Raw genomic sequence first — 24,111 nt, 5'->3', positions numbered from 1 at the left:
ATGGGAACCGCCGCATTCGCGGGCCATCCGCGTCAAGTTCAGAGGCGCTCTCCACCGAGTCAGGCAGGCCCGGTCATCCACGCTGGCCGGCATGCAATAAGAAATGCGTGGGGGAGGAAGACCATGTGGAATCAAGTCTATGACCCGCTGCACAGCCCCGTGCTGTCGACGATCGCAGCGGCAGTACCCGTCGTCACGCTGCTGGTCCTGATCGCGAGCGGTCGCGTCCAGGCCCACATCGCGGCGATCATCGCCGTGATCGTGGCGAACCTGATCACGATCTTCGTGTTCACCATGCCGGCGAACATGTCGATCCGCGCCTCGATCCTCGGCATCGTAACCGGCTTCTTCCCGATCGGTTGGATCGTCCTCAATGTCATTTTCCTCTACCAGGTGACGGTCACTACGGGCCGCTTCGAACTCCTGAAGCGCGCGGTCGGCGGCGTCACCGAGGACCGGCGCCTGCAATTGCTGCTGATCGCGTTCTCGTTCGGCGCGTTCTTCGAGGGCGCCTCGGGCTTCGGCACGCCGGTCGCAATCACCGGCGCCGTGCTGATCGGCCTCGGTTTCTCGCCGCTGGCGGCCTCCGGCCTGTCGCTGATCGCCAACACCGCGCCGGTCGCCTATGGCGCGCTGGGCACACCGATCCAGGGCCTTGCCTCGGTCACCGGGCTTGATCCCTACGTTCTCGGCGCGATGGTTGGACGGCAGTTGCCGATCTTTTCGCTGATCGTGCCGTTCTGGGTGGTGTGGGCGTTTGCGGGCTGGAGGGGCATGAAGGACGTGTGGCCTGCGATCCTGGTCACCGCCGTGTCGTTCGCGATCCCGCAATTCGTGATCTCCAACTTCATCAATCCCTGGATCGTCGACATCGGAGCCTCGCTGATCTCGATGGGCGCGCTGATCCTGTTCCTGAAGGTCTGGCAGCCCAGGCAGCTCTGGCTGTCTCCGGCGTTGCGCGGCCGCGATGAATCGGCCTCCACCATGACCGCCGCAAAACCGCTGGACAAGACGCCGCTGACGCAGAGCGAGCTCTTCAGCGCGCTGCTGCCGTGGGTCATCGTCTGCGTCGTGATGCTGATCTGGGGCAATGGTGGCTTCAAGACCTGGGCGAACTCGATCTTCACCTGGAACTACCCCGTTCCCGAGCTCCATCAGATGATCAACAAGATGCCGCCGGTCGCGCCAGGGCCGACCAAAGAGGCCGCGGTATTCGGCTTCACCTACCTGTCCTTTACCGGCACGGGCATGCTGATCGCGGCGATCATCTCAGGCTTCCTGATGGGCGTCGGTCCCGGCAGGCTGTTGACCCAGTATGGCCGCACCATCCGGCTGTGCGCGATCTCGCTGATCACGATCTCGGCGATGCTTGCGATCGGCACGCTGACGCGGCTGTCCGGCGTCGACGCGACGCTCGGCCTCGCCTTTGCCGCAACCGGCGTGCTCTATCCCTTCTTCGGCACGCTGCTCGGCTGGTTGGGCGTGGCGCTGACGGGATCGGATACGGCTTCCAACGTGCTGTTCGGCAATCTGCAGAAGATCACGTCCGAGCAGCTCGGCTTGTCGCCGATCCTGATGGCCGCGGCGAACTCGTCCGGCGGCGTGATGGGCAAGATGATCGACGCGCAATCGATCGTGGTCGCCTCGACCGCGACCAACTGGTACGGCCATGAAGGCACGATCCTGCGCTTCGTGTTCTGGCACTCGATCGTGTTGGCCTCTCTGGTCGGCGTGTTCGTGACGTTGCAGGCCTATGTCTGGCCGTTCACGGCGATGGTGCTGAAGTAACGGGCCAAGCCCGGCTTTGCCGCAAATCCCCGCGGAGGCGCCCCCGCGGGGATTTTTGCATGCGGGCGAACCTTCTCATGGCTGCCGCCGTCTTATAGAAGGTGCGGCAAATCGGGTCGGTCGAGAGGTCTCATGGTTTTGCTCAAGCAGATGGTGTGTGCGGCGGTCGCGGTGCTCGTGATGTCCGTTGCCGCGCATGCCGAGGACGGTTTCCCCTTCGGCACCGAGATGACGCTGGAGGCACTGCCACAGCCCGGCTCGAAGCGGATTCCGAACATCGAGATCGGCGACAATGGCGAGGTGGTGCTGGAGCTCTGGTGCAAGGGCGGCAAGGGCCAGTTCTCCGTTGCCGGCAACACCGTGATCTTCGTCCCCGGCCAGACCCAGGACCGTTCCTGCCCGCCCGCGAGGGCGCAAGCCGACGACGATCTCGTCGCAGCCCTCGGCAGTGTCGAGACCTGGAAGCGCCAGGGCGACGTGCTTACGCTCCTTGGCCCCAAGCCGCTACGCTTTCGCGTCAACGGGAATTGAACTCGCCAGCTGTCGTGCCCGGCTTGACCGGGGCACCCAGTACGCCGCGGCCTCTCTATTTAATCACAATCGTCTCGGAGTACTGGATCGCCCGGTCAAGCCGGGCGATGACGGAAAGTTGGTGTGCGCGCCTATTTCCACACCGACTTGTCGGCGTCCCAGCGCTGGCCCTTCAGCTCTTTGACGAGCGCCTCGATCGAGCCGTTGTCGTCGGGCTGATCGCCTTCCTCGTCGGCTGCCGCTTCGTCCGACAGATTGAGCTTGGCGCCGCTGCTCTCGTCGGCGGTCGTGGTCGAGGGGCTGCCGATCCAGAGCATCAGCCGGTCGGTCGCTCCCGGCTTGTCGGGCGAGACCAGGCCTGCGACCTCGATCGTGTCGGTGAGCTCGAGCGCGGGGAAATCCCGGTTCGGCCGCTTGAAGACCAGCTTGAGTTTGCCGGTGGCCGAATTGAAGCTTTGCGAGACCGGCTTTGCCGCGAGCGTCCGGCTCAGCACATTGGCGACGGCGGCGGCGAGCTTGTAGCGGTTGATCTTGTCGCCGTCGCGCCAGTCGGCGGCGGGGATGCGGATGGTGCGGTCCATCTCGGTCATGCCTGCGGTCCAGCCCGCGGCGGTGACGCCCGGCATCGCCTTGAATTTGGCGAGCAGCGCGCCGGCGCGCTCCGGATCGACCGACATGTTGATGGTCTGCTCGCCGGCGCGCAGCGCATCGCAGCCGACGTTGAGGCTCGCCAGCGTCACCTCGACATCCTGGCCCTTCAGGCTCTTCAGGAAGTCGGTCGCAGCATCGAGCTTGACCCTGACCGCGATCGCTTCCGGCGAGACGTCGGTGAAATCCTTCGGTTGCGGCGTGATGCCGTCGTCGGAGGTCTGGTTGTCCAGAAACTCCCTCTCGCTGAGATCGGAATTGTCGGGCGAGGTGACCTCGGTCACGGCCTGTCCGATGCTGATCTGACCGCGGAATTCGAAGGTGTCGCCGCTCGTCTTGCGCAACAGCTTGACGCTGACCGGTGCCTTCTCGCCGAGGCTCTGCGTCGTGCCCGTCAGCGTCTGGCCCGCGACCTGGAGATTGACGACGAAGCGGTCCTTGCGGTCCGAGTTCTTCGCTATCGGATAGCAGACGTCGAGCACCGCCGCCGTAACCGTCTTGCCCTGGCGCGTTTCCTTCAGGATCACGTCGGCATTGCCGTCCATCAGCCCGTCGATCGAGGTGAAATAGCGCGTCTCGGCGCCGCCTGGAGCCGTGGCCTTCGGCGACAGCTTCATCTGGGCGGATGCGACCTCGGGCGAAACGGCAAGCAAGGCCGCCAATAGAGCTGTCGGGCAAACCAGAAGCGCGCGCATCGACGAAATCCTCGAGGAACAGAATCGGGGCCACCGTAGTGGGTTTTGGCCGTCGGTTGAATCGGAAAGCTGGGGCATCGTCGGCAAAAAAGAAGGCCGCCCGGAGGCGGCCTTCGCAACACTGTAACGGAAGAATGGGCTTTAGAAGCCGCCCATGCCGCCGCCCGGCGCGGGCGCGGCTTCCTTCTTCGGCGTTTCGGCGACCATGGCCTCGGTGGTCACCAGCAGGCCGGCAATCGAGGCGGCGTCCTGGAGCGCGGTGCGCACCACCTTGGCGGGATCGATGATGCCCTTCTCGACCATGTCGACATAGTCCTCGGTCTGGGCGTCGAAGCCGAAGGTCTCGGACTTGTTCTCCAGGATCTTGCCGACGACGATGGAGCCTTCGAGGCCCGCATTCTCCGAGATCTGGCGGACCGGGGCTTCCAGCGCCTTCAGCACGATGTTGATGCCGGCCTGCACGTCGGCATTGGCGTTGGTGAGACGGCCGACTGCCTTCTTGGCGCGCAGCAGGGCGACGCCACCGCCGGGGACGATGCCTTCCTGCACCGCGGCGCGGGTGGCGTTGAGTGCGTCCTCGACGCGGTCCTTCTTCTCCTTGACCTCGATCTCGGTCGCGCCGCCGACGCGGATCACCGCGACGCCGCCGGCGAGCTTGGCGAGGCGCTCCTGGAGCTTCTCACGGTCGTAGTCCGAGGTGGTCTCCTCGATCTGCGCCTTGATCTGGCCGACACGAGCCACGATCTCCGGCTTCTTGCCGGCGCCCTTGACGATCGTGGTGTTCTCCTTGTCGATCACCACCTTGCCCGCGCGTCCTAGCATCTTCATCGTGACGTTCTCGAGCTTGATGCCGAGTTCTTCCGAGATGAGCTGGCCGCCGGTCAGGATCGCGAGGTCCTCCAGCATGGCCTTGCGGCGGTCACCGAAGCCCGGCGCCTTGACGGCGGCAACCTTCAGGCCGCCACGCAGGCGGTTGACGACCAGGGTCGCCAGCGCCTCGCCCTCGACGTCCTCGGCGATGATGACGAGCGGCTTGCCGGACTGCACCACCGCTTCCAGCACCGGCAGCATGGCCTGGAGACCGGAAAGCTTCTTCTCGTGCAGGAGGATATAGGCGTCCTCAAGCTCGGCGGTCATCTTCTCGGCGTTGGTGACGAAGTAGGGCGACAGATAGCCGCGATCGAACTTCATGCCTTCGACGATATCGACCTCGGTGTCGAGCGACTTGTTCTCCTCGACGGTGATGACGCCCTCGTTGCCGACCTTCTGCATCGCCTGGGCAATCATCTTGCCGATGGCGGTATCGCCGTTGGCCGAGATGGTGCCGACCTGGGCGACCTCGGAGGAGGCGGCGACCGGCTTGGCGCGCTTCTCGATGTCCTTGATGACAGCCGTAACCGCGGTGTCGATGCCGCGCTTGAGGTCCATGGGGTTCATGCCGGCGGCAACCGCCTTGGCGCCTTCGCGCACGATGGCCTGGGCCAGCACGGTCGCGGTGGTGGTGCCGTCACCGGCGGTGTCGTTGGTCTTGGAGGCGACCTCACGGACCATCTGGGCGCCCATGTTCTCGAACTTGTCGTCGAGCTCGATCTCCTTGGCGACGGTGACGCCGTCCTTGGTGATGCGGGGCGCACCGAAGCTCTTCTCGATGAGGACGTTGCGGCCCTTCGGACCGAGCGTCACCTTGACGGCGTTGGCGAGAACGTCGACGCCGCGCAGCATGCGTTCGCGCGCGTCTCCGGAAAACTTGACGTCTTTGGCAGCCATGTTCTGCAGTCCCTCTTGTTTCGTGATGTGTCTGCCGCTGGTTCGTCGCATCAATTCCGGGGCCCGCAATCGAACCCTGTGGAATGATGGATGCCCGGACCTGAGGATCCGGGCATGGCATTCAGCGGCTGTTCAGGCGTCTGGCCTTAGGCCATCACGCCCATGATGTCCGACTCCTTCATGATCAGGAGCTCTTCGTTGTCGATCTTGACCTCGGTGCCCGACCACTTGCCGAACAGCACGCGGTCGCCGGCCTTGAGGTCGATCGGGATCAGCTTGCCTGCCTCGTCGCGGCCACCGGGGCCGACGGCGACGACTTCACCCTGGGAGGGCTTTTCCTTGGCGGTGTCGGGAATGATGATGCCGCCCTTGGTCTTTTCCTCGGCGTCGATACGTTTGACCACGACACGGTCATGCAGCGGACGAAATTTGGATTTAGCCATGACGTTTCCCTTTGGAGGCTCGCTTCCGAAGCAACAGAAGTAGGTGGGGGCGGCGCTGCCGTCCGCCCTCTCCGAGATCGAACGACGCGCTTAGCAATCGGAGTTTTCGAGTGCTAATAGTGCGCCCGGGAATATGGCTTGGCTGCGATCCTGTCAAGCAAAGGTGGTTAAGCGATTGGTGAGGCGGATATAGGATTGTGGCTCCAGAAACTTATTTGCGGTGCTGGCGTATTAAAGGACGTCATTGCTCCCACAGCGGTTTTGCGCTTGGCTGCCGGAGGGATGCAGCCGCGGTCTTGGTCGGGGGCACTTTGCTCGGGGGAATAGCATGATCATTTCAGCTCACGCGCGCACGGTTGCCAACCTGGCCGCCGCTTCCATGTTGGCGCTGCTGCTGGGCGCCTGCGGCGGTGGCATGAGCCTGCCGTCGTTCTCGTCGTCCTCGCCGCCGCCGGAGGCCGAGCCCGGCACCGGCCCGGAAATGCCGGCAAGCATCCGCGCCGACGAGGTCGTCGGCCGCTGGGGCCTCGCCTCGTTCCAGAACCCGGCCGACCGCGCCCGTACCGAGGCTGCCGCCCGGGCCCAGTGCAAGAATCCCTACGTGATCACCGCCGGCTCTTCCGGCGGCGTGATCATGCATCTCGCCGACCAGGCGACGCCGCAGGAACTGCGGCTGAAGGGCTCGCCGAGCGGCAAGAACTACATCGGACCGGCTGGTCCCACGCCGAGCGAGCAGGATCGCGAGATCGTCTCCTTCGACGGCCGCGTCCTGATCACCCGCTTCATCGACAAGGACGCCGCCACCCGCTACGGCAATATGGTCTACGTCCGCTGCGCGCCGAGGGCGTAAAGCGGGGGCCGGCCTAATCACGCGTGATTGCGAGGAGCGAAACGAATCCAGACTGTTTCCGCGGAGGCAGCCTGGATTGCTTCGCTTCGCTCGCAATGACGAGGCAATAAAAAACGCCGGCTCTCGCCGGCGTTTTTTATTTCGGTATGTCGCGTCCGATCAGTCGAACAGCGCGTCGATGTCGTCCTGCGAGGCGTGGCCGACGTCGCCGGCGAGCTTCGGGCCGTTGAGAAGCTTTTCGTCCTCGCTGCGGGTGTCGGCCTGCGGCACGACGTGAGACTTGATCGCGTCGACGCCGCCCCAGATCTCCATCATCGCGTTGATGTGCTGCTCGATGAATTTCATGGTGCCCATGACCTTGCTGATGCGCTGGCCGGTCAGGTCCTGGAAGTTGCAGGCCTCGAAGATCGAGATGACGCGCTCCTGGATGTCGTCGGCCAGACGCTTCTGCTGGTCGGCCGACTGGACCTTGGACATCGCACTGGCCGCCTGGTCGATCGACTCGGCGGCTTCGAGGATCTGCTGGGTCGCCTGCTCGGTGCCGCCGACCACGGCGCCGAGCTCGCCATTGACCTTGGCCATTTCGCCGCCGTCAAAGCTCTTGCCGTGCAGCGTCGCGATTTCGCGCTTGGTGCGGTCGATGGCGTCATGGATGAGGTCGAGCTCGACCTTCAGCTTCTCGCACTGCTCGATCTGAGCGCGGTAGGTCTCGAGCATCGTGCGCGCGTCGGAGAGCTCCTGGGTCGTGGAGGCGTCGATCGCCGCCATGGCTGCGCTGCCGGACAGCGGGGCAGTGCCCTTCGCCATCTGTACACGGATCGCGCGCAGCTCGGCCATGATCTCGCTATGCATCGGGGCTGCCTCTTCGGTTACGTCGAGGATTGGCATCTCGCCACCGACGATATCTTCGACACGAAAACGTTTGCGGTGAACAGCCATCAGAATACTCCCCCCACCTCACTCACGCGTCTTTGTAGGCAGAAGCGATTTAACACGAAGTTCACAGCAGGAACTGTCGTGCGGCCGCCCGCGCGACGGCTGCAAACGAGCGATTAACCATGCGTGTGCGGTGTTCACCGAAAATAAACGCTGATCGCCAAATTGCCCCTCGCGTGACGGCGTGGTGAATCGAAACGCCGCTTCCGTTTACCAAACAAAACGGCTTTTGCTCTTTATTGACCACGTCGCGAGCGCGGCTCAGCCAGCGCGCCCGACGGCGAATGCAACTAGACGAAACAGTACAGAGTACGTCGATGTTCAAGAAAATGTCTGTCGCGCTGCTTGGCGGCGCTTGCACCTTCATTGCCGGCGCCGACCGCGCAATCGCGTTCGACAATACCGTGCCGAACGATCCGCCCGCGGTGCTCTATTCGCCGCAGGTGCCGCCGGCGCCGGTTCGCGTCGCCTCCAACTCGAACATGGGCGGCGGCTTCATCGAGTTCCTGTTCGGCGATGGGCCCGGCCGTGGTCCAGCTTACGCTCCGCAGCAGCCGATGTATCAGCAGCAGCCGGCTTATAGCGACCCGCGCCGCCTGCCGCCGATGGGCGAGCCGCAGATGCAGGGCGCCAGCTTGCAGCAGGAGACGGTCGACCCGCGGCAACGTCAGCTCGATCCGAGGTTCGAGAAACAACTCGTTGACTATAGCGGCAAGGAAAGTGCCGGCACCTTGGTGGTCGATACGCCGAACAAGTTCCTCTATCTCGTCGAAGGCAACGGCAAGGCGATGCGCTACGGCATCGGCGTCGGACGTCCGGGCTTCACCTGGTCCGGCGTCAAGTCGATCACGGCCAAGCGCGAGTGGCCGGATTGGACGCCGCCGGCGGAAATGATCGCCCGCCGCCCCGACCTGCCGCGACACATGGAAGGCGGCCCGGAAAATCCGCTCGGCGCGCGCGCAATGTATCTGGGCTCGACTCTCTACCGTATCCACGGCTCCAACGAGCCCTGGACCATCGGCACCAACGTCTCTTCCGGTTGTATCCGCATGCGCAACGAGGACGTCATCGACCTCTATGGCCGCGTCAATGTCGGCACCAGGGTCGTAGTGATGTGATCCCTCTTGCCCTCTCCCCTTGTGGGAGAGGGTGCCTCGCGAAGCGAGGCGGGTGAGGGGTCTCTCTCCGCGAATGAAGTTCAGGCATTTGGTTTCGCGGACGCAACCCCTCATCCGGCGCTTCGCGCCACCTTCTCCCACAAGGGGAGAAGGGAAAAGGCCTGTGCAAGACGCTTCAAAATAGAAACGGCCGCCTCATCGGCGGCCGTTTTTGTTTGGTGCAAGGACGAGAAGCAGCGTCACGCGTAATCGCTGCCGCCGTCATCTCCGCCGCCGAAATCGCTGTCGTCGGCCACGTCCATATTGCCGTTGTCGCGATCGTCGTCGTCGTTCTGGTCGTTGTCATTCTGGCCGTCGTTCGACGCGTGATCTGCGAAGCCCTGGCGGGAATTGTCGCCGCGGTCGCGGTTCGAACCGATGTCGTTCAGGCCGGCGTCGCGGGCGAGCGAGCCGCCGGACTGGTCGCTACCGCCCCACGGGCTGCCGCCGCGGTCGCCCAAGGCGTTGGTGTCGCCGAAAGCCTGGTGCGGTCCGCCCATCATGCCGCGGATGCTCGAGAGCAGCAGCGAGCCGCCGACGACGCCGGCCGCAGCGGCCGCTGCGGTGCCGAGGAACGAGCCGCCGCCACCGCCGACCGGCGGAGCCCCGTAACCTTGGCCTTGGCCCTGACCGGGAGCCTGCCCGTAAGGCGGCTGGCCGTAACCCGGCTGGGTCTGCTGCATCGTCTGGCCGCTGTTCCAGACCGGCCGCGCGTCGCGTGGCGGCACGTTGGGAACCGAGCCGCGCGAGGGGCCTGAGCCGAACAGGCTTTCGCGCATGGTATCCAGGAAACCTCCGGACTGGGCTTGCTCAGGTGCATGCCCCGCTTCCAGCTCCTGGATGCGGGCATGCGCGCGCTTCAACGCCTCGTCCTGCAACAGCACGGTCTGCACCAGCGCATAGATCGCGCCGGGTGCCTTGCGCAGCCCGTCGGAGATGGCGGCGATCGCGTCGGGATCGCGCGGTGCATTTTCCAGTTTCGAAAGCCGGTCGAAAAGCTCGTCAACGAGCTGGCGTTCCTGCGGCGTCATGATCTGTCTCCTTCGCGCGAAACCAAGCGCGACGAAGATGTAGGGTTCCATTATGGCCCCAACAGTGGCGCGCGGATTAAATTTCGGTATGCGACAAGCTGCCTCGCAGGCCAGCTTTCGCCGGTTTCACCCCAATGTCACGTTGCTGTCCGCCAGCAGGCGCGCGAAGGCTTCGCCGGCGAGATAGGCGTGCTCGCGTTCGCGGACATCCGTCATCGGGTCGAGGCCGGTAAGGACGTCGTCGACAAAGCCGGGGTGACACATGATGAGGCCGCCATTCGGCAGGCCTTCCAAAAATTGCCGCATCAGCTCGCCGAAATCGGCGGCCCGCGTGAAGTCATAGGCGCCGGCAAAACCGGGATTGAAAGCGAGGCCGACGCTGCCGGCGCGGCGGCGGAATTGCGCGCTCAGGATGTCGAGCACGAGCGCCTTCGGCGACGCAAGGCGTTGCGCCAGTGGCAGGTCGCGGCCGCCCTGGCGCACCCAGGCCTTTGGCGCGGCTTCGCTGACTGCGTCGACAAAGCCGTCGCGCACCTGCGGAAAGAGCTGCACATGCTGGTGGCCGTCGACGAAATCGGGTGCGCGCCCGAACGCTTCTGCGAAGGCTGCCAATTGCGCCTTTACCTCATTGCGAAAGAACTCGCGGTCGAGCCGCCGCGCAAGGCCCGCGCGCAAGAGTTTTGGAAAGGCTAGGAACATGTCGCCGTCGAGCGGGCGGAAATGCATGGTCAGCGGCCGGAACGGCGCCGTCAGCGTCACGTGCAATCCAATCGCGCAACGCGGGCTGGCTTTGGCCGCCGCCTGCAGCGCATCGATCTCGCTGCGATCGATCGCCGGGCCAACCATCATCACCGAGGTGGCGTTGAGGCGGCCGCGTTCGATCAGGTCGCGGATGGCGCGGTTGACGCCCGGGCTGATGCCGTAATCGTCGGCGCAGAGCCAGATCCGCCGCGGCGTCGCGGCGGCGCTCATTCGGCCGCCGTCCTCTTCGAGGCGTCGTCGGCCTTGTCGGCCTCGAAATGCTTCTGGCTGTGCTCGGCGACGAAGTAGATCGGACGCGCCTTCAGCTCGGAGAGGATCTTGCCGATATATTCGCCGACAATGCCGATCATGATGAGCTGCACGCCGCCGATCGTCATCAGGCCGATCACCAGCGAGGGATAGCCGGGCACCTGCTTGCCGGTGGTCCAGACCTCCCAGAGGATCGACAGGCCGAACAGGAAGGCGCCGCCTGCCAGGATCACGCCGAGCAGGCTCGCAAAGCGCAGCGGCGCCACTGAAAATGAGGTGAGGCCTTCGATCGAAAGACCGAGCAGGCGCGTGGCGCTGAAGGTCGTCACGCCGTGGACGCGCGGCGCGGGCTCGTAGTCGACGCGGATCTGGCGGAAGCCGATCCAGCTTGCGAGACCCTTGAAGAAGCGGTTGCGCTCCGGCAGCTGCCTGAGCGCTGCGACCGCGCGGGGCGAGAGCAGGCGGAAGTCGCCGGCGTCCTCGGGGATCTTCTGGCGAGCGCCCCAGTTGATCAGCGCGTAGAAGCCGTGCACCGCGAGCCGGCGCAGGAAGGTCTCGTTGTCGCGATGTGCCTTGGCGGTATAGACGACGTCATAGCCGTCATCGATCCAGTGCCGCACCAGCTGCTCGACCAGAGTCGGCGGGTGCTGGCCGTCACCGTCCATGAACAGCACGGCGCCGAGCCGGGCGTGGTCGAGGCCGGCCATCAGCGCCGCCTCCTTGCCGAAATTGCGCGACAGCGAGACCACCTGGACGTCGATCGCGTCGGCCGGCAGCGCGTGGGCGATCGACAGCGTCGCATCCGCACTGCCGTCGTCGACATAGACGACCTCGCAGGCGAGGCGATAGCGCAGCCGCAAGGTCTTGGCGAGATCACAGATGCGCTGGTGCAGGGATGTCAGTCCCGCCGCCTCGTTGTAGACGGGGACGACAATCGACAGTCCCTTCGCCGCGGCGCCGGTGGCGGTGGTGGTCAGGGCGGAAACGTCAGAGCCCAGCGTCATCGATCAAGGTTCCAGATGCGTTCAAGTCTTCTCAACAGCATATGGTAGCTGCGGTTTGCTGTCGCTACGCTGAACGGACCTGAGGCTCACCGCCGCAGGAACGCCTCGAGCTTGGCGAACAGCGGGTTCTCCCGGTCGAACACGTAGTCGAGCGAGACCACCGAGACCGTCTCGGCGCCGTGGTCGCGCAGGAAGCTCGCGAGCGCATAGAGCTGGCCCGGTGGGCAGTGCAGCGTCAGCATCCCCGACGAGGTCGGGCCGCCGAACGGGGCCTCGACGCCGAAGCGCTCGTGGGCTTCGCCGAGCAGGGCTGCGTCGCATTGCCGGAAGCGGGTGCGGACCTCGCGATACTTGTTGGCCCGCGCCCGCGCCGCGATGTGATCGAGGATGACGCGCGCGGTCTCCCGCGCCTGCGGTGACCAGTCTGCCTCCTTCGAGGCGACCAGATTGGCCTGGCTGCGCAGGATCACGCCGTCGTCGAGCACTCTCAGGCCATTGGCAGCGAGCGTCGCACCTGTCGTGGTGATGTCGACGATCAGCTCGGCGGCGCCGGCTGCCGGCGCGCCTTCGGTCGCGCCGGTGCTTTCGACGATGCGGTAGTCGGTGATGCCGTGGCTCGAGAAAAAGGCACGGGTGAGGTTGATGAACTTGGTCGCGACCCGCATCCGCATGTGATGCTGTTCGCGGAAGCCGGTGGTGACGTCGTCGAGGTCGGCCATGGTGCGGACATCGATCCACGCCTGCGGCACCGCGACGACGACGTCGGCGTAGCCGAAGCCAAGCCCCTCGATCAGGGATACGCGGTTGTCGGCGTCCGCAATGTTCTCGCGCACCAGATCTTCCCCGGTGACGCCGAGATGCGCCACGCCGCGGGACAATTGCGAGGCGATCTCGCTGGCCGAGAGATAGGCGACTTCGACATTGTCGAGGCCCGCGATCGTGCCGCGATAGTCGCGCGCGCCACCGGCCTTCGACAGCTTGAGCCCTGCGCGGGCGAAAAAGGCCTCGGTGTTCTCCTGAAGGCGGCCCTTGGAGGGAACGGCCAGAACGAATGGCGCGCTCATGACTTGAGCTCCTTGCGGCCGATCCGGGTCAGCGCGTCGACCCAGACCGAGAAGCCGACGGCCGGAATCGGGTCGGGCGACCCGAGCTGGGTCATCAGTCCGTCATAGCGGCCGCCGGCAACCAGCGGCTCGGCGCCGTTGCCCCTGTGATGCACTTCGAATTCGAAGCCGGTGTAATAGTCGAGCCCACGCCCGAACGCGGTCGAGAAGCGCGTCTGCTTCACGTCGATGCCGCGCGCGGCCATGAAGCCGACCCGGCTCTCGAACTGGTCGACGGCGGAGCCGAGATCGAGCTTAGCGTCGGCGGTGAGCGCGCGTAGCTCGGCGATCGCATCGTCGGGGTTGCCCGATATCGACAGGAAGCGCTTGAGCACGGTGAGGGCATCACGCGGCAGCGCGCCGCCCTTCAGCGTCGATTGCTCGAGGAAGCGGTCGGCGATCTCGGCCGTGGTGCGGCCGCCGACATTGGTGGTGCCGGCGATCGACATCAGGTCGGTGACGAAGGCGAGCGCCGCCTTGCGGTCGGACCCGGCGAGCGCGGCGAGTACGCCTTCGTATTCGCTGCGGGTGGCGGTCGTCGTGCGCGCCAGCCGTTCCAGATCCTGTTCCAGGCTGATCTTGCGGTTGAAGTCCTTGATCAGCCGGCGGCGCCAGACCGGATAGAGGTCGAGCGCATCGAGCAAGGCATTGAACAGCGCCACGTCGCCGGTGCGGATCTCGACGTCGCGCACGCCGAAGGCGGCGGTTGCTTCCAGCGCCAGCGCCAGCATCTCGGCATCCGCCGCGGCGCGGTCCTGACGGCCGAAGGATTCGATGCCGGCCTGGAGGAATTCACTGGCTTGCCCGCTGCGGTAGCGGAACACCGGGCCAAGGTAGCTGAACCCCGCCGGCTGGCCGGCGCGCCCCGAGGCGAGGTAGTCGCGCGCCACCGGGATCGTCAGGTCCGGGCGCAAGCAGAGCTCCTCGCCGGACAGGTCCGTCGTCAGGTACAGGCTTTTGCGGATGTCCTCGCCGGAGAGATCCAGAAACGGCTCGGCCGGTTGCAGGATGGCGGGCTCGGCCCTGACATAGCCGGCCTGCGCGAACGACAACAGCAGCGTATCCGCCCAGGCGGGGGAGCCGGCAGCATTTGAGGTGGCAGTCGCGGTCATCTCGAGGTCCATCGTCCCGGGGCAACCGGGCAGGAAAGGGGAATTGGCGCAGCCCTTAGCATGGCCGGAAAGCGGTTTCGACCTCGAAAGGATCAATCGCTTAATGGTCGGCCAATGCGTGCGGCCGCGAAACAGGTGCGCTCCCTCTCCCGCTTGCGGGGGAGGGCTGGGGTGGGGGTATCGCCGCAGGCGATATTCCCGACGTGGTGAGAGCCCCCACCCGCCGGGCTTCGCGCGTCGACCTCCCCCGCAAGCGGGAGAGGTTGACGGAGCCAGCGGCCCGATCGAGCCAATTCAGTCTCGTCCGGGTTTCCAGGCCGATGTTCCGCCCCAATCGCCCAGCACCGCCTGCACCAGCGCCAGCGCCGCCACCGCGGCCGTGTCGGCCCGCAGGATCCGCGGGCCCAGCGCCAGCCGCAGGATCTTGGGCTGCCGCAGCAGCAGTGCCCGCTCTTCCTCGGCAAAACCGCCTTCGGGGCCGATCAGCACATCGATGCCAACTCTGCCTTGGTCATGTCCGTCCTCGCGCGCTCCATGCAGGCTCTGAACGGGGCTTCCGACCTCGGCGGCCTCGTCGCAGAACACCAGCAGGCGGTCGGATGCGCGCTGGCTGAGAAAGCGTTCCAGCGGCACCGGCTCGGCCACGGCGGCGAGGCTCAGAATGCCGCATTGCTCGGCCGCCTCGGTAACATTGGCGCGCATCCGTTCGGTGTTGACGCGGGAGGTCTGGGTGAATCGCGTCAGGACGGGTTGCAGGGTGGCGGCGCCCATCTCGACGGCCTTCTGCACCATGTAGTCCAGCCGGGCATGCTTGAGCGGGGCGAAGACGTAAGCGAGGTCGGGCAGCCGGTCCTGGGGACGGGTCTGCTGGAGGATCACCAGGCCATCCGGGCGCTTGCGGCCTTCGATCGCGGCCTGCCACTCGCCATCGCGGCCGTTGAAGGCCAGTATCGGGGCCCCGGCGGCAAGTCTCAGCACATTGCCGAGATAATTGCTCTGGTCGCGGTCGAGCTCGACCCTGGCGTCCTGGGCAAGGGGGGCGTCGACGAACAGGCGGGGGGCGCGAAAATCGTAGGCGGGCATCGTTCAAAAGTCCGATTTGCCGCCGTTCTTAACCGAAAGCAGCCAATTCGGGGGTAAATTTTGCCGAATTCGTGCGTGCCCGCGCCGCGCTCTTGCCCTATTCGACGGGTTGTTAAGGGCCGGCGGGAATCGTAAAATCGCGAACACGCTGGTTGCGCTTCAATTGGGAAGACGCCGCACCCCGTAAGCTCCTGCCGGAGAGACTGCCTTGATGATCCGTCATTTGATGGTTCCGATCACTGCCGCCATGGTCACCATGGGCGCCGCGGGAGCTTATGCGCAGGGATTCCCGGCGCCGCTGCCCGGCCAGGCTACAACCAGTTCCGCGTTTCCGCCGGTGAGCGGCTCGGCGCCGGTCGCCTCCGTCGGCGGCGCGCCGCAATCGTCCTTTCCCGTGAACGGCGCCGCGCCCGTCGGCGGTTCCGGCGCCTTCAGCGCTGCGCCTCCCACACAGGGCGGTCCCGGCGAGGATTGCATGAAGGCGTTCATGCCCCTGCGCGAGGAGGCCGAGAAACGCGGCAAGCTGATCAAGGCCGCGAGCGATCGCCATGCTCCGCCGGACGAGGCCTGCAAGCTGATCGGCAACTTCAGCCAGGCTGAAGTCAAGATGATCAAGTACATCGAGACCCACGCCGCCAAATGCGGAATCCCGCCGCAGGTAGGCGATCAGATGAAGACCGGCCACAAGAACACCGAGGCCATGCAGAAGAAGGTCTGCACGGTGGCGCAGCAGATGCAGCAGCAGCCGCGCGGTCCGGCCGGCCCGTCGCTGAGTGAGGTGCTGGGTTCGGGCTCGGCGCCGGAAGCCAATGCCGGCAAGAAGGGCGGCAGCACCTTCGATACGCTCAACGGCAACGTCCTGACCCGATGAGTGATGCATCCGCCCGCGTTGCCGATTCCACCGGCAACTGGGTCGATACGCTCGCTCCGCAATGGGCACGGCCTTACTTGCGGCTCTCCCGCTTTGATCGTCCGATCGGGTCCTGGCTTCTGCTGATGCCGTGCTGGTGGTCGGCGGCGCTGGCTGCCGGCATGGCGCACGATTTCAGCCGCCTGCCGCTCACCATCATCCTGTTCTTCATCGGCGCCTTCGTGATGCGCGGGGCGGGCTGCACCTGGAACGATATCACCGACCGCGACCTCGACGCCAAGGTCGAGCGCACGCGCTCGCGCCCGCTGCCGTCGGGACAGGTGAGCGCGAAACAGGCACTGGCCTTCCTGGTCGCGCAGGCCCTGATCGGTCTCATCGTGCTCCTGCAATTCAACCGCTTCGCGATCCTGACCGGCATTGCCTCGCTCGTGATCGTCGCGGTCTATCCGTTCATGAAGCGCATCACGTGGTGGCCGCAGATCGTGCTTGGCCTTGCCTTCTCCTGGGGCGCCCTGATGGGTTTTGCCGTCATTTTTGCGCGCATCGATGTGACTGCACTGGTGCTCTATGCCGGCGCGATTTCCTGGGTGATCGGCTACGATACCATCTACGCGCATCAGGACACCGAGGACGACGCCCTGATCGGCGTCAAGTCGACCGCACGTCTGTTCGGCGCGCACACGCATCAGGCGCTGATCATGTTCTACGGGCTCGCGGTGATGCTGATCGGCGTCGCGCTCGCGTCGGGCGATGCGCGCTGGCCGGCGTGGCTCGGGCTGGCGGCGTTCGCCGCGCATTTGGCGTGGCAGATCAGGCGGCTGAACATCGACGATTCCGCGCTCTGCCTGCGCGTGTTCAAGTCGAACCGTGATGCGGGGCTATTGCTGTTCGCGGGATTGCTGGTGGACGCGGTGATGCGGGCTTCGTAACGCTGTAGGGTGGGCAAGGGCGCTCTTGCGCCGTGCCCACCTTCTCTCCACGATTGCGACAGAAGAGGTGGCGCGCTTTCGCTTTGCCCACCCTACCAAATCTCACTCAGCTCCGCGCGATGATCTCGCGCTCGTCGCGATGAATTGGCAACTCGCGTGCGACGCCGGTGCGACGGCGCATCAGAAATTTCGGACGGCGGGTGCGGATCGCGTTGCAGCGGCGACGGCGCGGCGCCGGCTTGCGCGTACCTTCGTCGAGTTGCGGAAGCGCGAAGATCTCGCTCCAGATTGCCCAGGCTTCGGCGAGCTCGTCGCCATCGGCGCTGACGAGCAGCGGAACGGAGAGCGAGGGGTCGCGATGAACGAGGACCAGGGTCTGCGCCTCGTCATTGCCACGCAGCGCGACGCCGGTGAAATCGGTGACACGGACGTTGATCGCCATCCGCATGCCGCGGACGGCACGGCGCAGCACGACGCGTTCGCGATGAAGCTCGATCTGCCGGACATATCCGTCGGCGCGCGGATCATGCGCATCGAAGCGGACCGGAAGGGAAAGAGGGTCGAGCCGCAGGCTGCGGCTCGACCCGGCGGGAGTGGCCCCGCATGTTGCTGTTTGACGCCTCACGGCTTTAGTCTCCCCGCCAGGATTATGTTCCCGGTCGATGCGAGGACCTTAGCGCGGCCGCTTCCGAAACCGCTTAAAAATGCTGGTTAATCCAGCGTCACCGCCGCGCATGATTGACAAGACCTTGGCGCGCATGATTGACGAGACGTTGCGCGCAAGCTGCCAATCTGAGCTTTTTGCGGGCTGAAAACGCTTGAAGTCCGTGCCAATTGGGCACATCTGGTGTTGAGGGCCGGTATCGCCCCGAAACCTCCCGCCGCAACAGGATTTCGTTTGTGAACCCTTCACCATCCGCAAGCTCGACGCTTTCGCCCCAGGATTCGTCTAAAGCCAACCGCGACCTGTTCGATCAGTCCGCGCTCTCCGATCTCGCACAGCGGCTGGTCGAGGCGGCAAAGCGCGCCGGTGCCGACGCGGCCGATGCGGTCGCGGTGCGCGGCATCTCGCAAGGCGTCGAGGTGCGCGACGGCCGCGTCGAGGAATCCGAGCGTTCCGAGGGTGACGATGTCGGCCTGCGCGTGCTGGTCGGCCGGCGCCAGGCGGTGGTTTCGACCAACGACGCCAGCGGCGATGCGGTGACCAAGCTTGCCGAGCGCGCCGTTGCGATGGCACGCGTCGCGCCCGACGACAAATATGTCGGCCTTGCCGATCCCGCGCTGCTCGCGCGCGACTTCCCCGATCTCGATCTGCTCGATCCCGATGTGCCCGCGACCGCCGAACTCGAGCGCCGCGCGCTCGAAGCGGAAGCCGCCGCGCTCGCGGTCAAGGGCGTGACCAAGTCCGGCGGCGCCTCGGCCTCCGCCGGCATCGGCGGCATGGTGCTGGTGACCAGCACCGGCTTCCACGGCTCTTACTTGCGCTCGAGCCAGGGCATCTCGGCGACCGCGATTACGGGCGAAGGCACCGGCATGGAGCGCGATTACGATTTCACTTCGGCGCCCCATGCCGCCGATCTGCTGTCGCCGGAAATCGTCGGCCGCTCCGCGGGCGAGCGCACGGTGGCGCGCTCCAATCCGCGCAAGGTCGAGACCTGCAAGGTGCCGGTGGTATTCGATCCGCGCGTCGCGGGCTCGCTGGTCGGCCATGTCGTCGGCGCCATCAACGGCGCATCGATCGCGCGCAAGACGAGTTTCCTGAAGGACAAGCTCGGCCAACAGCTCTTCGCCAAGAACATCCGCATCATCGACGATCCCCTGCGCAAGCGTGGCCTGCGCTCGCAGACGTTTGACGCCGAGGGCGTGGCTGTGAAGAAGATCGCGCTGATCGACGAAGGCGTGCTCACGACCTGGCTGCTCGACTGTGCGACCGCCCGTGAGCTGGGCCTCGTCACCACCGGACACGCCCATCGCGGCGTCTCGTCCTCGCCGTCGCCCGGTCCGTATAATCTGCATCTCGAAGCAGGCACGCCGACGCCGGCTGAGCTGATCTCCGACATCAAGCAGGGTTTTTACGTCACCGATCTGATCGGCTCCGGCGTCAACGGCGTCACCGGCGATTACAGCCGCGGCGCCTCCGGCTTCTGGATCGAGAATGGCGAGCTCACCTACCCCGTGAGCGAGGTGACGATCGCGGGCCATCTGTTCGAAATCTTCAAATCGATGCAGCCTGCGAACAATCTCGAATTCCGCTACGGCGTCAATGCGCCGACGGTGCGCATCGAGGGCTTGACGCTTGGCGGACGCTGACGCGAACGAGACCATCCTGACGCGCGACGCGGCGCTGCTGAAAGACACGGTGCGGGAGGCGGGCGCGCTGGCGCGGTCGATGTTCGGCACCGAGCTGAAGAAGTGGACCAAGGGCGCGTCCTCGCCGGTCTCGGAAGCCGACATTGCCGTCAACGACCTCCTCGAAGCGCGATTACGCTCCGCCACGCCGGACTATGGCTGGCTGTCGGAGGAGAGCGCCGACGACGAGTCGCGGCTGTTGCGGCGGCTGACATGGGTGGTCGATCCCATCGACGGCACGCGCAACTATCTGGGCGGCCATGACGACTGGTGCGTCAGCGTGGCGCTGGTCGAGGATGCCTCGCCGGTCCTTGCCGCGGTGTTTGCGCCGACCAGCGGTGAATTCTTTTTCGCCGCACGCGGACACGGCACGACCCTCAACGATGCGCCCGTGCGGGCGACACCCGGATCCGAGCTCGACTTCTCCCGCGTCGCCGGCCCGAAGCCGCTGGTCGAGCGTCTGAAGCCGTCACTGGGCGAGATCAGGCTGCATCCGCGAATCGGTTCGCTCGCGCTCCGGCTCTGCCGGGTCGCCCATGGCGCGCTGGATGCGGCTTTTGCGGGGGGCAACAGCCACGATTGGGACCTTGCGGCGGCCGATTTGATCGTGCAGGAAGCGGATGGTAGGATGAGCGACCTCTCCGGAGAACCCATCCTTTATAACCGCCGGGAAGTCACGCACGGGGTGCTGATGGCAGCGGGCCGCGATCGTCATGCGAGCATTGTCGCGCATTTTCGAGACCGTCCCTTGCCGTGAAGCGCGTCCGTTGTGCTTGTCGACCACTGCTTTGCCGGGCAGCCCGTTAGGAAGAGAACCCATGCCAGATAGTGCCCCGCAACAACTGCTCCACCTTGTCATCGGTGGCGAGCTGCTCGATCTCGAGCACAACACCTTCAAGAACCTGGACGACGTCGAGATCGTCGGCCTCTATCCGAACTATGCGACCGCGCACGCCGCCTGGCGGGCCAAGGCGCAGAGCACGGTCGACAACGCGCAGATGCGCTATTTCATCGTCCACCTCCATCGGCTGCTCGATCCGAATCAAGAACCGAAGCCGGCGCGTTGAAAAAGCTGCTTCGCAATACGCTACGAAGCAGCTGGTTTCAGCGTGCCGTCGGGATTCTGGCGGCCGAATATCTGCGCCTGGTCTGGCGGACCAACAAGTTCACGTTCGATCCGCCGGACGTCTATGATCGCGTCGAGCCGCAGATCCCCGCGATCTTCGCCTTCTGGCACGGCCAGCATTTCCTCACCCCCTTCATCAAGAACAAGGACCGGTACAAGGCTAGGGTCCTGATCTCCCGCCACCGCGACGGCGAGTTCAACGCGATCGCCGCCGAGCGGCTCGGCATCGGCACCATCCGCGGTTCCGGCGACCACGGCAGCGCCTTTCACCGTAAAGGTGGCGTCGGCGCCTTCAAGGAAATGGTGCGGACTCTCCAGGACGATTGTAATGTCGCGCTGACCGCCGATGTCCCGAAGCGCTCGCGCGTGGCCGGGCTCGGCATCATCATGCTGGCACGGGAATCGGGACGGCCGATCATGCCTTTCGCGATGGCAACCAGCCGCTTCATCCGGCTCAAGAACTGGGACCGCACCACCATCAATTTGCCATTCGGGCGCGGCGCATTGGTCGGCATCAAGGAAATCCACGTTCCACCGGATGCCGACGCCGCGACCATGGAAGCGCTACGGCTGGAGCTGGAAGAGACGTTGAACGAAGCGACTCGCCGCGCCTATGCGCAACTCGGCCGTCCGGGACCCGAAGATGCCTAATTCGCTGCCGATGACGCTGCGGATGTATCAGCGCCTGGCTAGCGGCCTGGTGCCGCTCGCGCCTGCGCTGATCAAGCGGCGGCTGAAGCAGGGCAAGGAGGATCCGGCGCGCGTTGGCGAACGGCGCGGCCTCTCCCAGGACGTGAGGCCGCACGGCCCGCTGGTCTGGATCCATGGCGCCAGTGTCGGCGAGGTGTTGGCTGCGGCGGCGCTGATCGAGCGGCTGCGCGATCTGAACCTGCGCATTCTCCTGACCTCGGGCACCGTCACCTCGGCCGCAATGGTGGCCAAGCGCTTTCCGCCCGACGTCATCCATCAATACGTGCCGTATGATTCTCCGCGCTATGTCGCGCGCTTCCTCGATCACTGGAAGCCGTCGCTGGCGCTGTTCATCGAATCCGACCTGTGGCCGAACCTGATCCTGGCGGGCGCGACGCGGCGGGTGCCGATGGTGCTGATCAACGGACGGATGTCGCCGCGCTCCTTCCCGCGTTGGCGGCGGATGTACGGCACCATCTCGGCGCTACTGTCGCGGTTCGATATCTGCCTCGCGCAGTCGAAGACCGATGCCGAGCGCTTCTCCGCGCTCGGCGGTCGCGACGTTGTCGCTACCGGCAATCTCAAGCTCGACGTGCCGGCGCCGCCTGCCGATCCCGCAAAGCTCGAGCGGCTGATGGCGATGACGCGCGGGCGTCCAATCATCGTCGCGGCCTCGACCCATCCGGGCGAGGAAGAGATGCTGGTTGCGGCGCATCGCAGCCTCACCGGTTTCTTCCCGCAACTCTTGACCGTGATCGTGCCGCGGCATCCGAATCGCGGCTCCTCGATTGGCGGTTTGATCACGGCGTCAGGCCTGAAGCCGGCCTTGCGTTCGCGCGAGGAACTGCCGGGGGCTGCGACCGATGTCTATGTCGCCGACACCATGGGCGAGCTCGGGCTGTTCTACCGCCTGTCGCCGATCGTGTTCATGGGCGGCTCGCTGATTCGTCACGGCGGGCAGAATCCGATCGAGGCGATCAAGCTGGGTGCGGCGATCATCCATGGTCCGCACGTCTTCAACTTCGCCGATGTCTTCGAGGCGCTCGATCAAGCCGGCGGGGCGCGGCAGGCCGAGACGCAGGAGGCGCTGATCAAGCAGCTCGGCCAGTTGCTGGCCGATCCCACCGTGCGCGACAGGATGCAACGGTCGGGCGCGGGCGTGGTGGAGCAGCTCGGCGGCGCGCTCGACCGCACCATGACGGCTCTGGAGCCGTATCTGATGCAGTTGCGGATCGAGATGGGAGCCGCCAATGCGTGAGCCGGCCTTCTGGTACCGGCCTCGCTCCTTCAAGTCGCACGCGTTACGGCCGTTGGGCGCGCTCTATGGCGCGATCGCCGAACGGCGCATGCTGCGCACAGGCGTAGATGCCGGCATCCCCGTGATCTGCGTCGGCAACTACCATGTCGGCGGCGCCGGCAAGACGCCGACCGTGCTCGCGCTGACGAAACTGTTGCGCGAGCTCGGCGAGACCCCTGTCGTGCTCAGCCGCGGCTATGGCGGGCGATTGCAGGGCCCAGTGATGGTCGATCGCGAACGTCACACCGCAACTGACGTCGGCGACGAGCCCCTGATGATGGTGCGCGACGTGCCGGTCGCGGTCGCGCGCGACCGTCTCGAGGGTGTGGCGCTCGCAAAATCACGCGGCGCGACCGTGATCCTGATGGATGACGGCTTTCAGAATCCGGGCATCATGAAGGACGCCTCGCTGATCGTGATCGACAGCGCGCGCGGGCTCGGCAACGGCAAGGTGTTTCCCGCCGGTCCCCTCCGCGCGCCGCTGAAGGCGCAGCTCGCGCGCACCGACGCGCTGGTACTGATCGGCGATGGACATGCCGCCGACGATGTCGCGGCCGAGATTGCTGCGCGCGGCAACCCGGTGCTGCGCGCGCGCTTGAGGCCGGATGCGGCTTCGGTCGGGCAGCTGTTCGGCAAGCAGGTTTTGGCCTTCGCCGGCATCGGCGACCCCGAACGCTTCTTCCGCACGCTGCGTGCCAGCGGAATCGAGGTTGTGCGCACGCGTCCCTTCGCCGACCACCACATGTTCTCGCAAGCCGAGATCGCTGCGCTGGCGGCGGACGCGAAGCGCGAGCAGCTCACGCTGGTGACGACGGAAAAGGATCTTGCGCGCCTGCGCGGCAGTGAGGGCCTGCCTGACGGTATCGTGCCGTTCGCGGTTCAGCTCGAGTACGACGATCTGGCTGCGCTTCGGCAACTGGTCAGCGACCATCTCTACAAGGCGCGTGAGCGAAGATTCGGCGGGCGATAATCCCGCAAAGTGGGCAAAGCGAGGGGCTTTGCGCCGAACTGCTGAGCTTTGAGCCGCTTAGATGCGACGGCTGTAACGACCAGTGCGGAACGCCGGCGCCATAGGCCCGACCGAGCGTGCTTGCCAGCGGCTGTAACAGCCTGCATTCGCAGTTCAGCGGTAAGTCATGCTCACCACGCCCCAACGACCATCAATCCGACAATGGTCAGGCACGAGACGCAAGCCACCATGACAGTATAGCATTCCGGCGTATTCATTGCTGCCTCCCAAACTGTTGCCAATTGCTCGGCACTGCTACGCGGGAGAGGTCGCCGGTCTTGGGGCCGCTTCAATTCGGCGCGCGGTGACCGGTTTTGCGGTGTGTGTCCACCTTGTCATCGTCACCCTGATCCGCAGGATGATGATCCGCGTCCAGAGCTTCGGCGCGTTCAGTTGCGATCAGAAGCTGTTTCCGCATTTCAGCGAGGCGGGCGCGGCAATATTCACGATAGAGCAGGTCTAATATGGCGGGCATGATCACCCCCATCGTTTGAGTTTCGATATACAGATATTCCACCGCGAATTTTCTTGATGATCGTAGCCCGTCAGATGGCTCTTCGATATGAGCCCGTTCACAGACGGCGCCAATTCCAAAGCTCAGTGGCCGATTGGTCGACTTGATTGTCTGTGCGATAAAAAGAACAGGGCTAATGACCTAAGCTCCACTATAGCAGCCCTGTG

At 65.3% G+C, this 24,111-nt stretch carries 24 protein-coding genes; 12 read left to right on the top strand and 12 right to left on the bottom strand.

What is annotated here, in order from left to right; genetic code table 11:
• Positions 1 to 123: 123 nt before the first annotated feature.
• Entirely contained in the window at positions 124 to 1,788 is a 1,665-nt protein-coding gene (locus IVB18_RS44200) for an L-lactate permease (RefSeq protein ID WP_247986349.1), read from the top strand.
• 132 nt (positions 1,789 to 1,920) lie between these two features.
• Positions 1,921 to 2,319 (top strand): META domain-containing protein, encoded by a 399-nt coding sequence (locus tag IVB18_RS44195; protein ID WP_247986348.1) that lies wholly within the window; start codon positions 1,921 to 1,923, stop codon positions 2,317 to 2,319.
• A 131-nt stretch (positions 2,320 to 2,450) separates the two neighbouring features.
• Here the strand turns inward: IVB18_RS44195 and IVB18_RS44190 are convergent, their stop codons facing one another.
• From IVB18_RS44190 to IVB18_RS44180, 3 genes are all read right to left on the bottom strand, one after another.
• Entirely contained in the window at positions 2,451 to 3,662 is a 1,212-nt protein-coding gene (locus tag IVB18_RS44190) for a hypothetical protein (protein ID WP_247986347.1), read from the bottom strand.
• Between the two features lie 141 nt (positions 3,663 to 3,803).
• Positions 3,804 to 5,429, bottom strand: coding sequence for a chaperonin GroEL (groL, locus tag IVB18_RS44185; protein WP_247986346.1), 1,626 nt, complete (start codon positions 5,427 to 5,429; stop codon positions 3,804 to 3,806).
• 146 nt (positions 5,430 to 5,575) lie between these two features.
• Complete coding sequence (locus tag IVB18_RS44180; protein ID WP_247986345.1) at positions 5,576 to 5,872, bottom strand: co-chaperone GroES; 297 nt, start codon at positions 5,870 to 5,872, stop codon at positions 5,576 to 5,578.
• Positions 5,873 to 6,200: 328 nt separating this feature from the next.
• Between IVB18_RS44180 and IVB18_RS44175 the strand changes: the two genes are divergently transcribed.
• Positions 6,201 to 6,722 carry a hypothetical protein gene (locus tag IVB18_RS44175; RefSeq protein ID WP_247986344.1) on the top strand — a complete coding sequence of 174 codons (522 nt, stop codon included), beginning with the start codon at positions 6,201 to 6,203 and terminating at the stop codon, positions 6,720 to 6,722.
• 159 nt (positions 6,723 to 6,881) lie between these two features.
• On the opposite strand, the gene IVB18_RS44170 is transcribed toward IVB18_RS44175, so the two are convergent.
• Positions 6,882 to 7,661 carry a protein phosphatase CheZ gene (locus tag IVB18_RS44170; RefSeq protein WP_247986343.1) on the bottom strand — a complete coding sequence of 260 codons (780 nt, stop codon included), beginning with the start codon at positions 7,659 to 7,661 and terminating at the stop codon, positions 6,882 to 6,884.
• Between the two features lie 314 nt (positions 7,662 to 7,975).
• Here IVB18_RS44170 and IVB18_RS44165 point away from each other — a divergent pair, with 314 nt between their 5' ends.
• The gene (locus tag IVB18_RS44165; RefSeq protein WP_247986342.1) at positions 7,976 to 8,776 is read left to right on the top strand and encodes a L,D-transpeptidase; all 801 of its coding nucleotides are present in this window, start codon (positions 7,976 to 7,978) and stop codon (positions 8,774 to 8,776) included.
• Between the two features lie 239 nt (positions 8,777 to 9,015).
• Here the strand turns inward: IVB18_RS44165 and IVB18_RS44160 are convergent, their stop codons facing one another.
• The 6 genes from IVB18_RS44160 to IVB18_RS44135 form a co-directional block, all read right to left on the bottom strand.
• Complete coding sequence (locus IVB18_RS44160) at positions 9,016 to 9,846, bottom strand: DUF2076 domain-containing protein (protein ID WP_247986341.1); 831 nt, start codon at positions 9,844 to 9,846, stop codon at positions 9,016 to 9,018.
• Positions 9,847 to 9,972: 126 nt separating this feature from the next.
• Positions 9,973 to 10,818, bottom strand: coding sequence for a ChbG/HpnK family deacetylase (locus tag IVB18_RS44155; RefSeq protein WP_247986340.1), 846 nt, complete (start codon positions 10,816 to 10,818; stop codon positions 9,973 to 9,975).
• Positions 10,815 to 11,861, bottom strand: a complete 1,047-nt coding sequence (locus IVB18_RS44150; RefSeq protein ID WP_247986339.1) for a glycosyltransferase family 2 protein — start codon at positions 11,859 to 11,861, stop codon at positions 10,815 to 10,817. Before IVB18_RS44150 ends, IVB18_RS44155 begins: the two co-directional genes overlap by 4 nt.
• 86 nt (positions 11,862 to 11,947) lie before the next feature.
• On the bottom strand, positions 11,948 to 12,925 hold the full coding sequence (gene hisG, locus IVB18_RS44145) for an ATP phosphoribosyltransferase (protein WP_247986338.1): 978 nt from the start codon (positions 12,923 to 12,925) through the stop codon (positions 11,948 to 11,950).
• On the bottom strand, positions 12,922 to 14,076 hold the full coding sequence (locus IVB18_RS44140) for an ATP phosphoribosyltransferase regulatory subunit (RefSeq protein WP_247986337.1): 1,155 nt from the start codon (positions 14,074 to 14,076) through the stop codon (positions 12,922 to 12,924). The genes hisG and IVB18_RS44140 overlap by 4 nt, the downstream gene beginning before the upstream one ends.
• 294 nt (positions 14,077 to 14,370) lie before the next feature.
• On the bottom strand, positions 14,371 to 15,159 hold the full coding sequence (locus IVB18_RS44135; RefSeq protein WP_247986336.1) for a 16S rRNA (uracil(1498)-N(3))-methyltransferase: 789 nt from the start codon (positions 15,157 to 15,159) through the stop codon (positions 14,371 to 14,373).
• 211 nt (positions 15,160 to 15,370) lie between these two features.
• Between IVB18_RS44135 and IVB18_RS44130 the strand changes: the two genes are divergently transcribed.
• Positions 15,371 to 16,030 carry a hypothetical protein gene (locus tag IVB18_RS44130; protein WP_247986335.1) on the top strand — a complete coding sequence of 220 codons (660 nt, stop codon included), beginning with the start codon at positions 15,371 to 15,373 and terminating at the stop codon, positions 16,028 to 16,030.
• Positions 16,027 to 16,959 (top strand): 4-hydroxybenzoate octaprenyltransferase, encoded by a 933-nt coding sequence (gene ubiA, locus IVB18_RS44125; RefSeq protein ID WP_247986334.1) that lies wholly within the window; start codon positions 16,027 to 16,029, stop codon positions 16,957 to 16,959. The genes IVB18_RS44130 and ubiA overlap by 4 nt, the downstream gene beginning before the upstream one ends.
• Before the next feature lie 106 nt (positions 16,960 to 17,065).
• On the opposite strand, the gene IVB18_RS44120 is transcribed toward ubiA, so the two are convergent.
• Positions 17,066 to 17,584: a DUF6101 family protein gene (locus IVB18_RS44120; protein WP_247986333.1), complete on the bottom strand. Its 519-nt coding sequence runs from the start codon at positions 17,582 to 17,584 to the stop codon at positions 17,066 to 17,068.
• 275 nt (positions 17,585 to 17,859) lie between these two features.
• Here IVB18_RS44120 and IVB18_RS44115 point away from each other — a divergent pair, with 275 nt between their 5' ends.
• The 6 genes from IVB18_RS44115 (at position 17,860) to lpxK (ending at position 23,391) form a co-directional block, all read left to right on the top strand.
• Complete coding sequence (locus IVB18_RS44115) at positions 17,860 to 19,269, top strand: TldD/PmbA family protein (RefSeq protein ID WP_247986332.1); 1,410 nt, start codon at positions 17,860 to 17,862, stop codon at positions 19,267 to 19,269.
• Entirely contained in the window at positions 19,256 to 20,065 is an 810-nt protein-coding gene (locus IVB18_RS44110) for a 3'(2'),5'-bisphosphate nucleotidase CysQ (RefSeq protein WP_247986331.1), read from the top strand. The genes IVB18_RS44115 and IVB18_RS44110 overlap by 14 nt, the downstream gene beginning before the upstream one ends.
• A gap of 61 nt (positions 20,066 to 20,126) precedes the next feature.
• Positions 20,127 to 20,375, top strand: coding sequence for a DUF4170 domain-containing protein (locus IVB18_RS44105; RefSeq protein ID WP_247986330.1), 249 nt, complete (start codon positions 20,127 to 20,129; stop codon positions 20,373 to 20,375).
• Positions 20,372 to 21,085, top strand: coding sequence for a lysophospholipid acyltransferase family protein (locus IVB18_RS44100; protein ID WP_247986329.1), 714 nt, complete (start codon positions 20,372 to 20,374; stop codon positions 21,083 to 21,085). Before IVB18_RS44105 ends, IVB18_RS44100 begins: the two co-directional genes overlap by 4 nt.
• A complete protein-coding gene (locus IVB18_RS44095) occupies positions 21,048 to 22,382 on the top strand; it encodes a 3-deoxy-D-manno-octulosonic acid transferase (protein WP_247986328.1) in 1,335 nt (444 codons plus the stop codon). Before IVB18_RS44100 ends, IVB18_RS44095 begins: the two co-directional genes overlap by 38 nt.
• Positions 22,375 to 23,391 (top strand): tetraacyldisaccharide 4'-kinase, encoded by a 1,017-nt coding sequence (lpxK, locus tag IVB18_RS44090; RefSeq protein WP_247986327.1) that lies wholly within the window; start codon positions 22,375 to 22,377, stop codon positions 23,389 to 23,391. Before IVB18_RS44095 ends, lpxK begins: the two co-directional genes overlap by 8 nt.
• Positions 23,392 to 23,719: 328 nt before the next feature.
• On the opposite strand, the gene IVB18_RS44085 is transcribed toward lpxK, so the two are convergent.
• Positions 23,720 to 23,947: a hypothetical protein gene (locus IVB18_RS44085; protein WP_247986326.1), complete on the bottom strand. Its 228-nt coding sequence runs from the start codon at positions 23,945 to 23,947 to the stop codon at positions 23,720 to 23,722.
• Positions 23,948 to 24,111: the final 164 nt, after the last annotated feature.

The organism is Bradyrhizobium sp. 186 (assembly GCF_023101685.1).
Lineage (GTDB): Bacteria > Pseudomonadota > Alphaproteobacteria > Rhizobiales > Xanthobacteraceae > Bradyrhizobium.
This window is presented reverse-complemented; position numbering and strand designations above follow the sequence as displayed.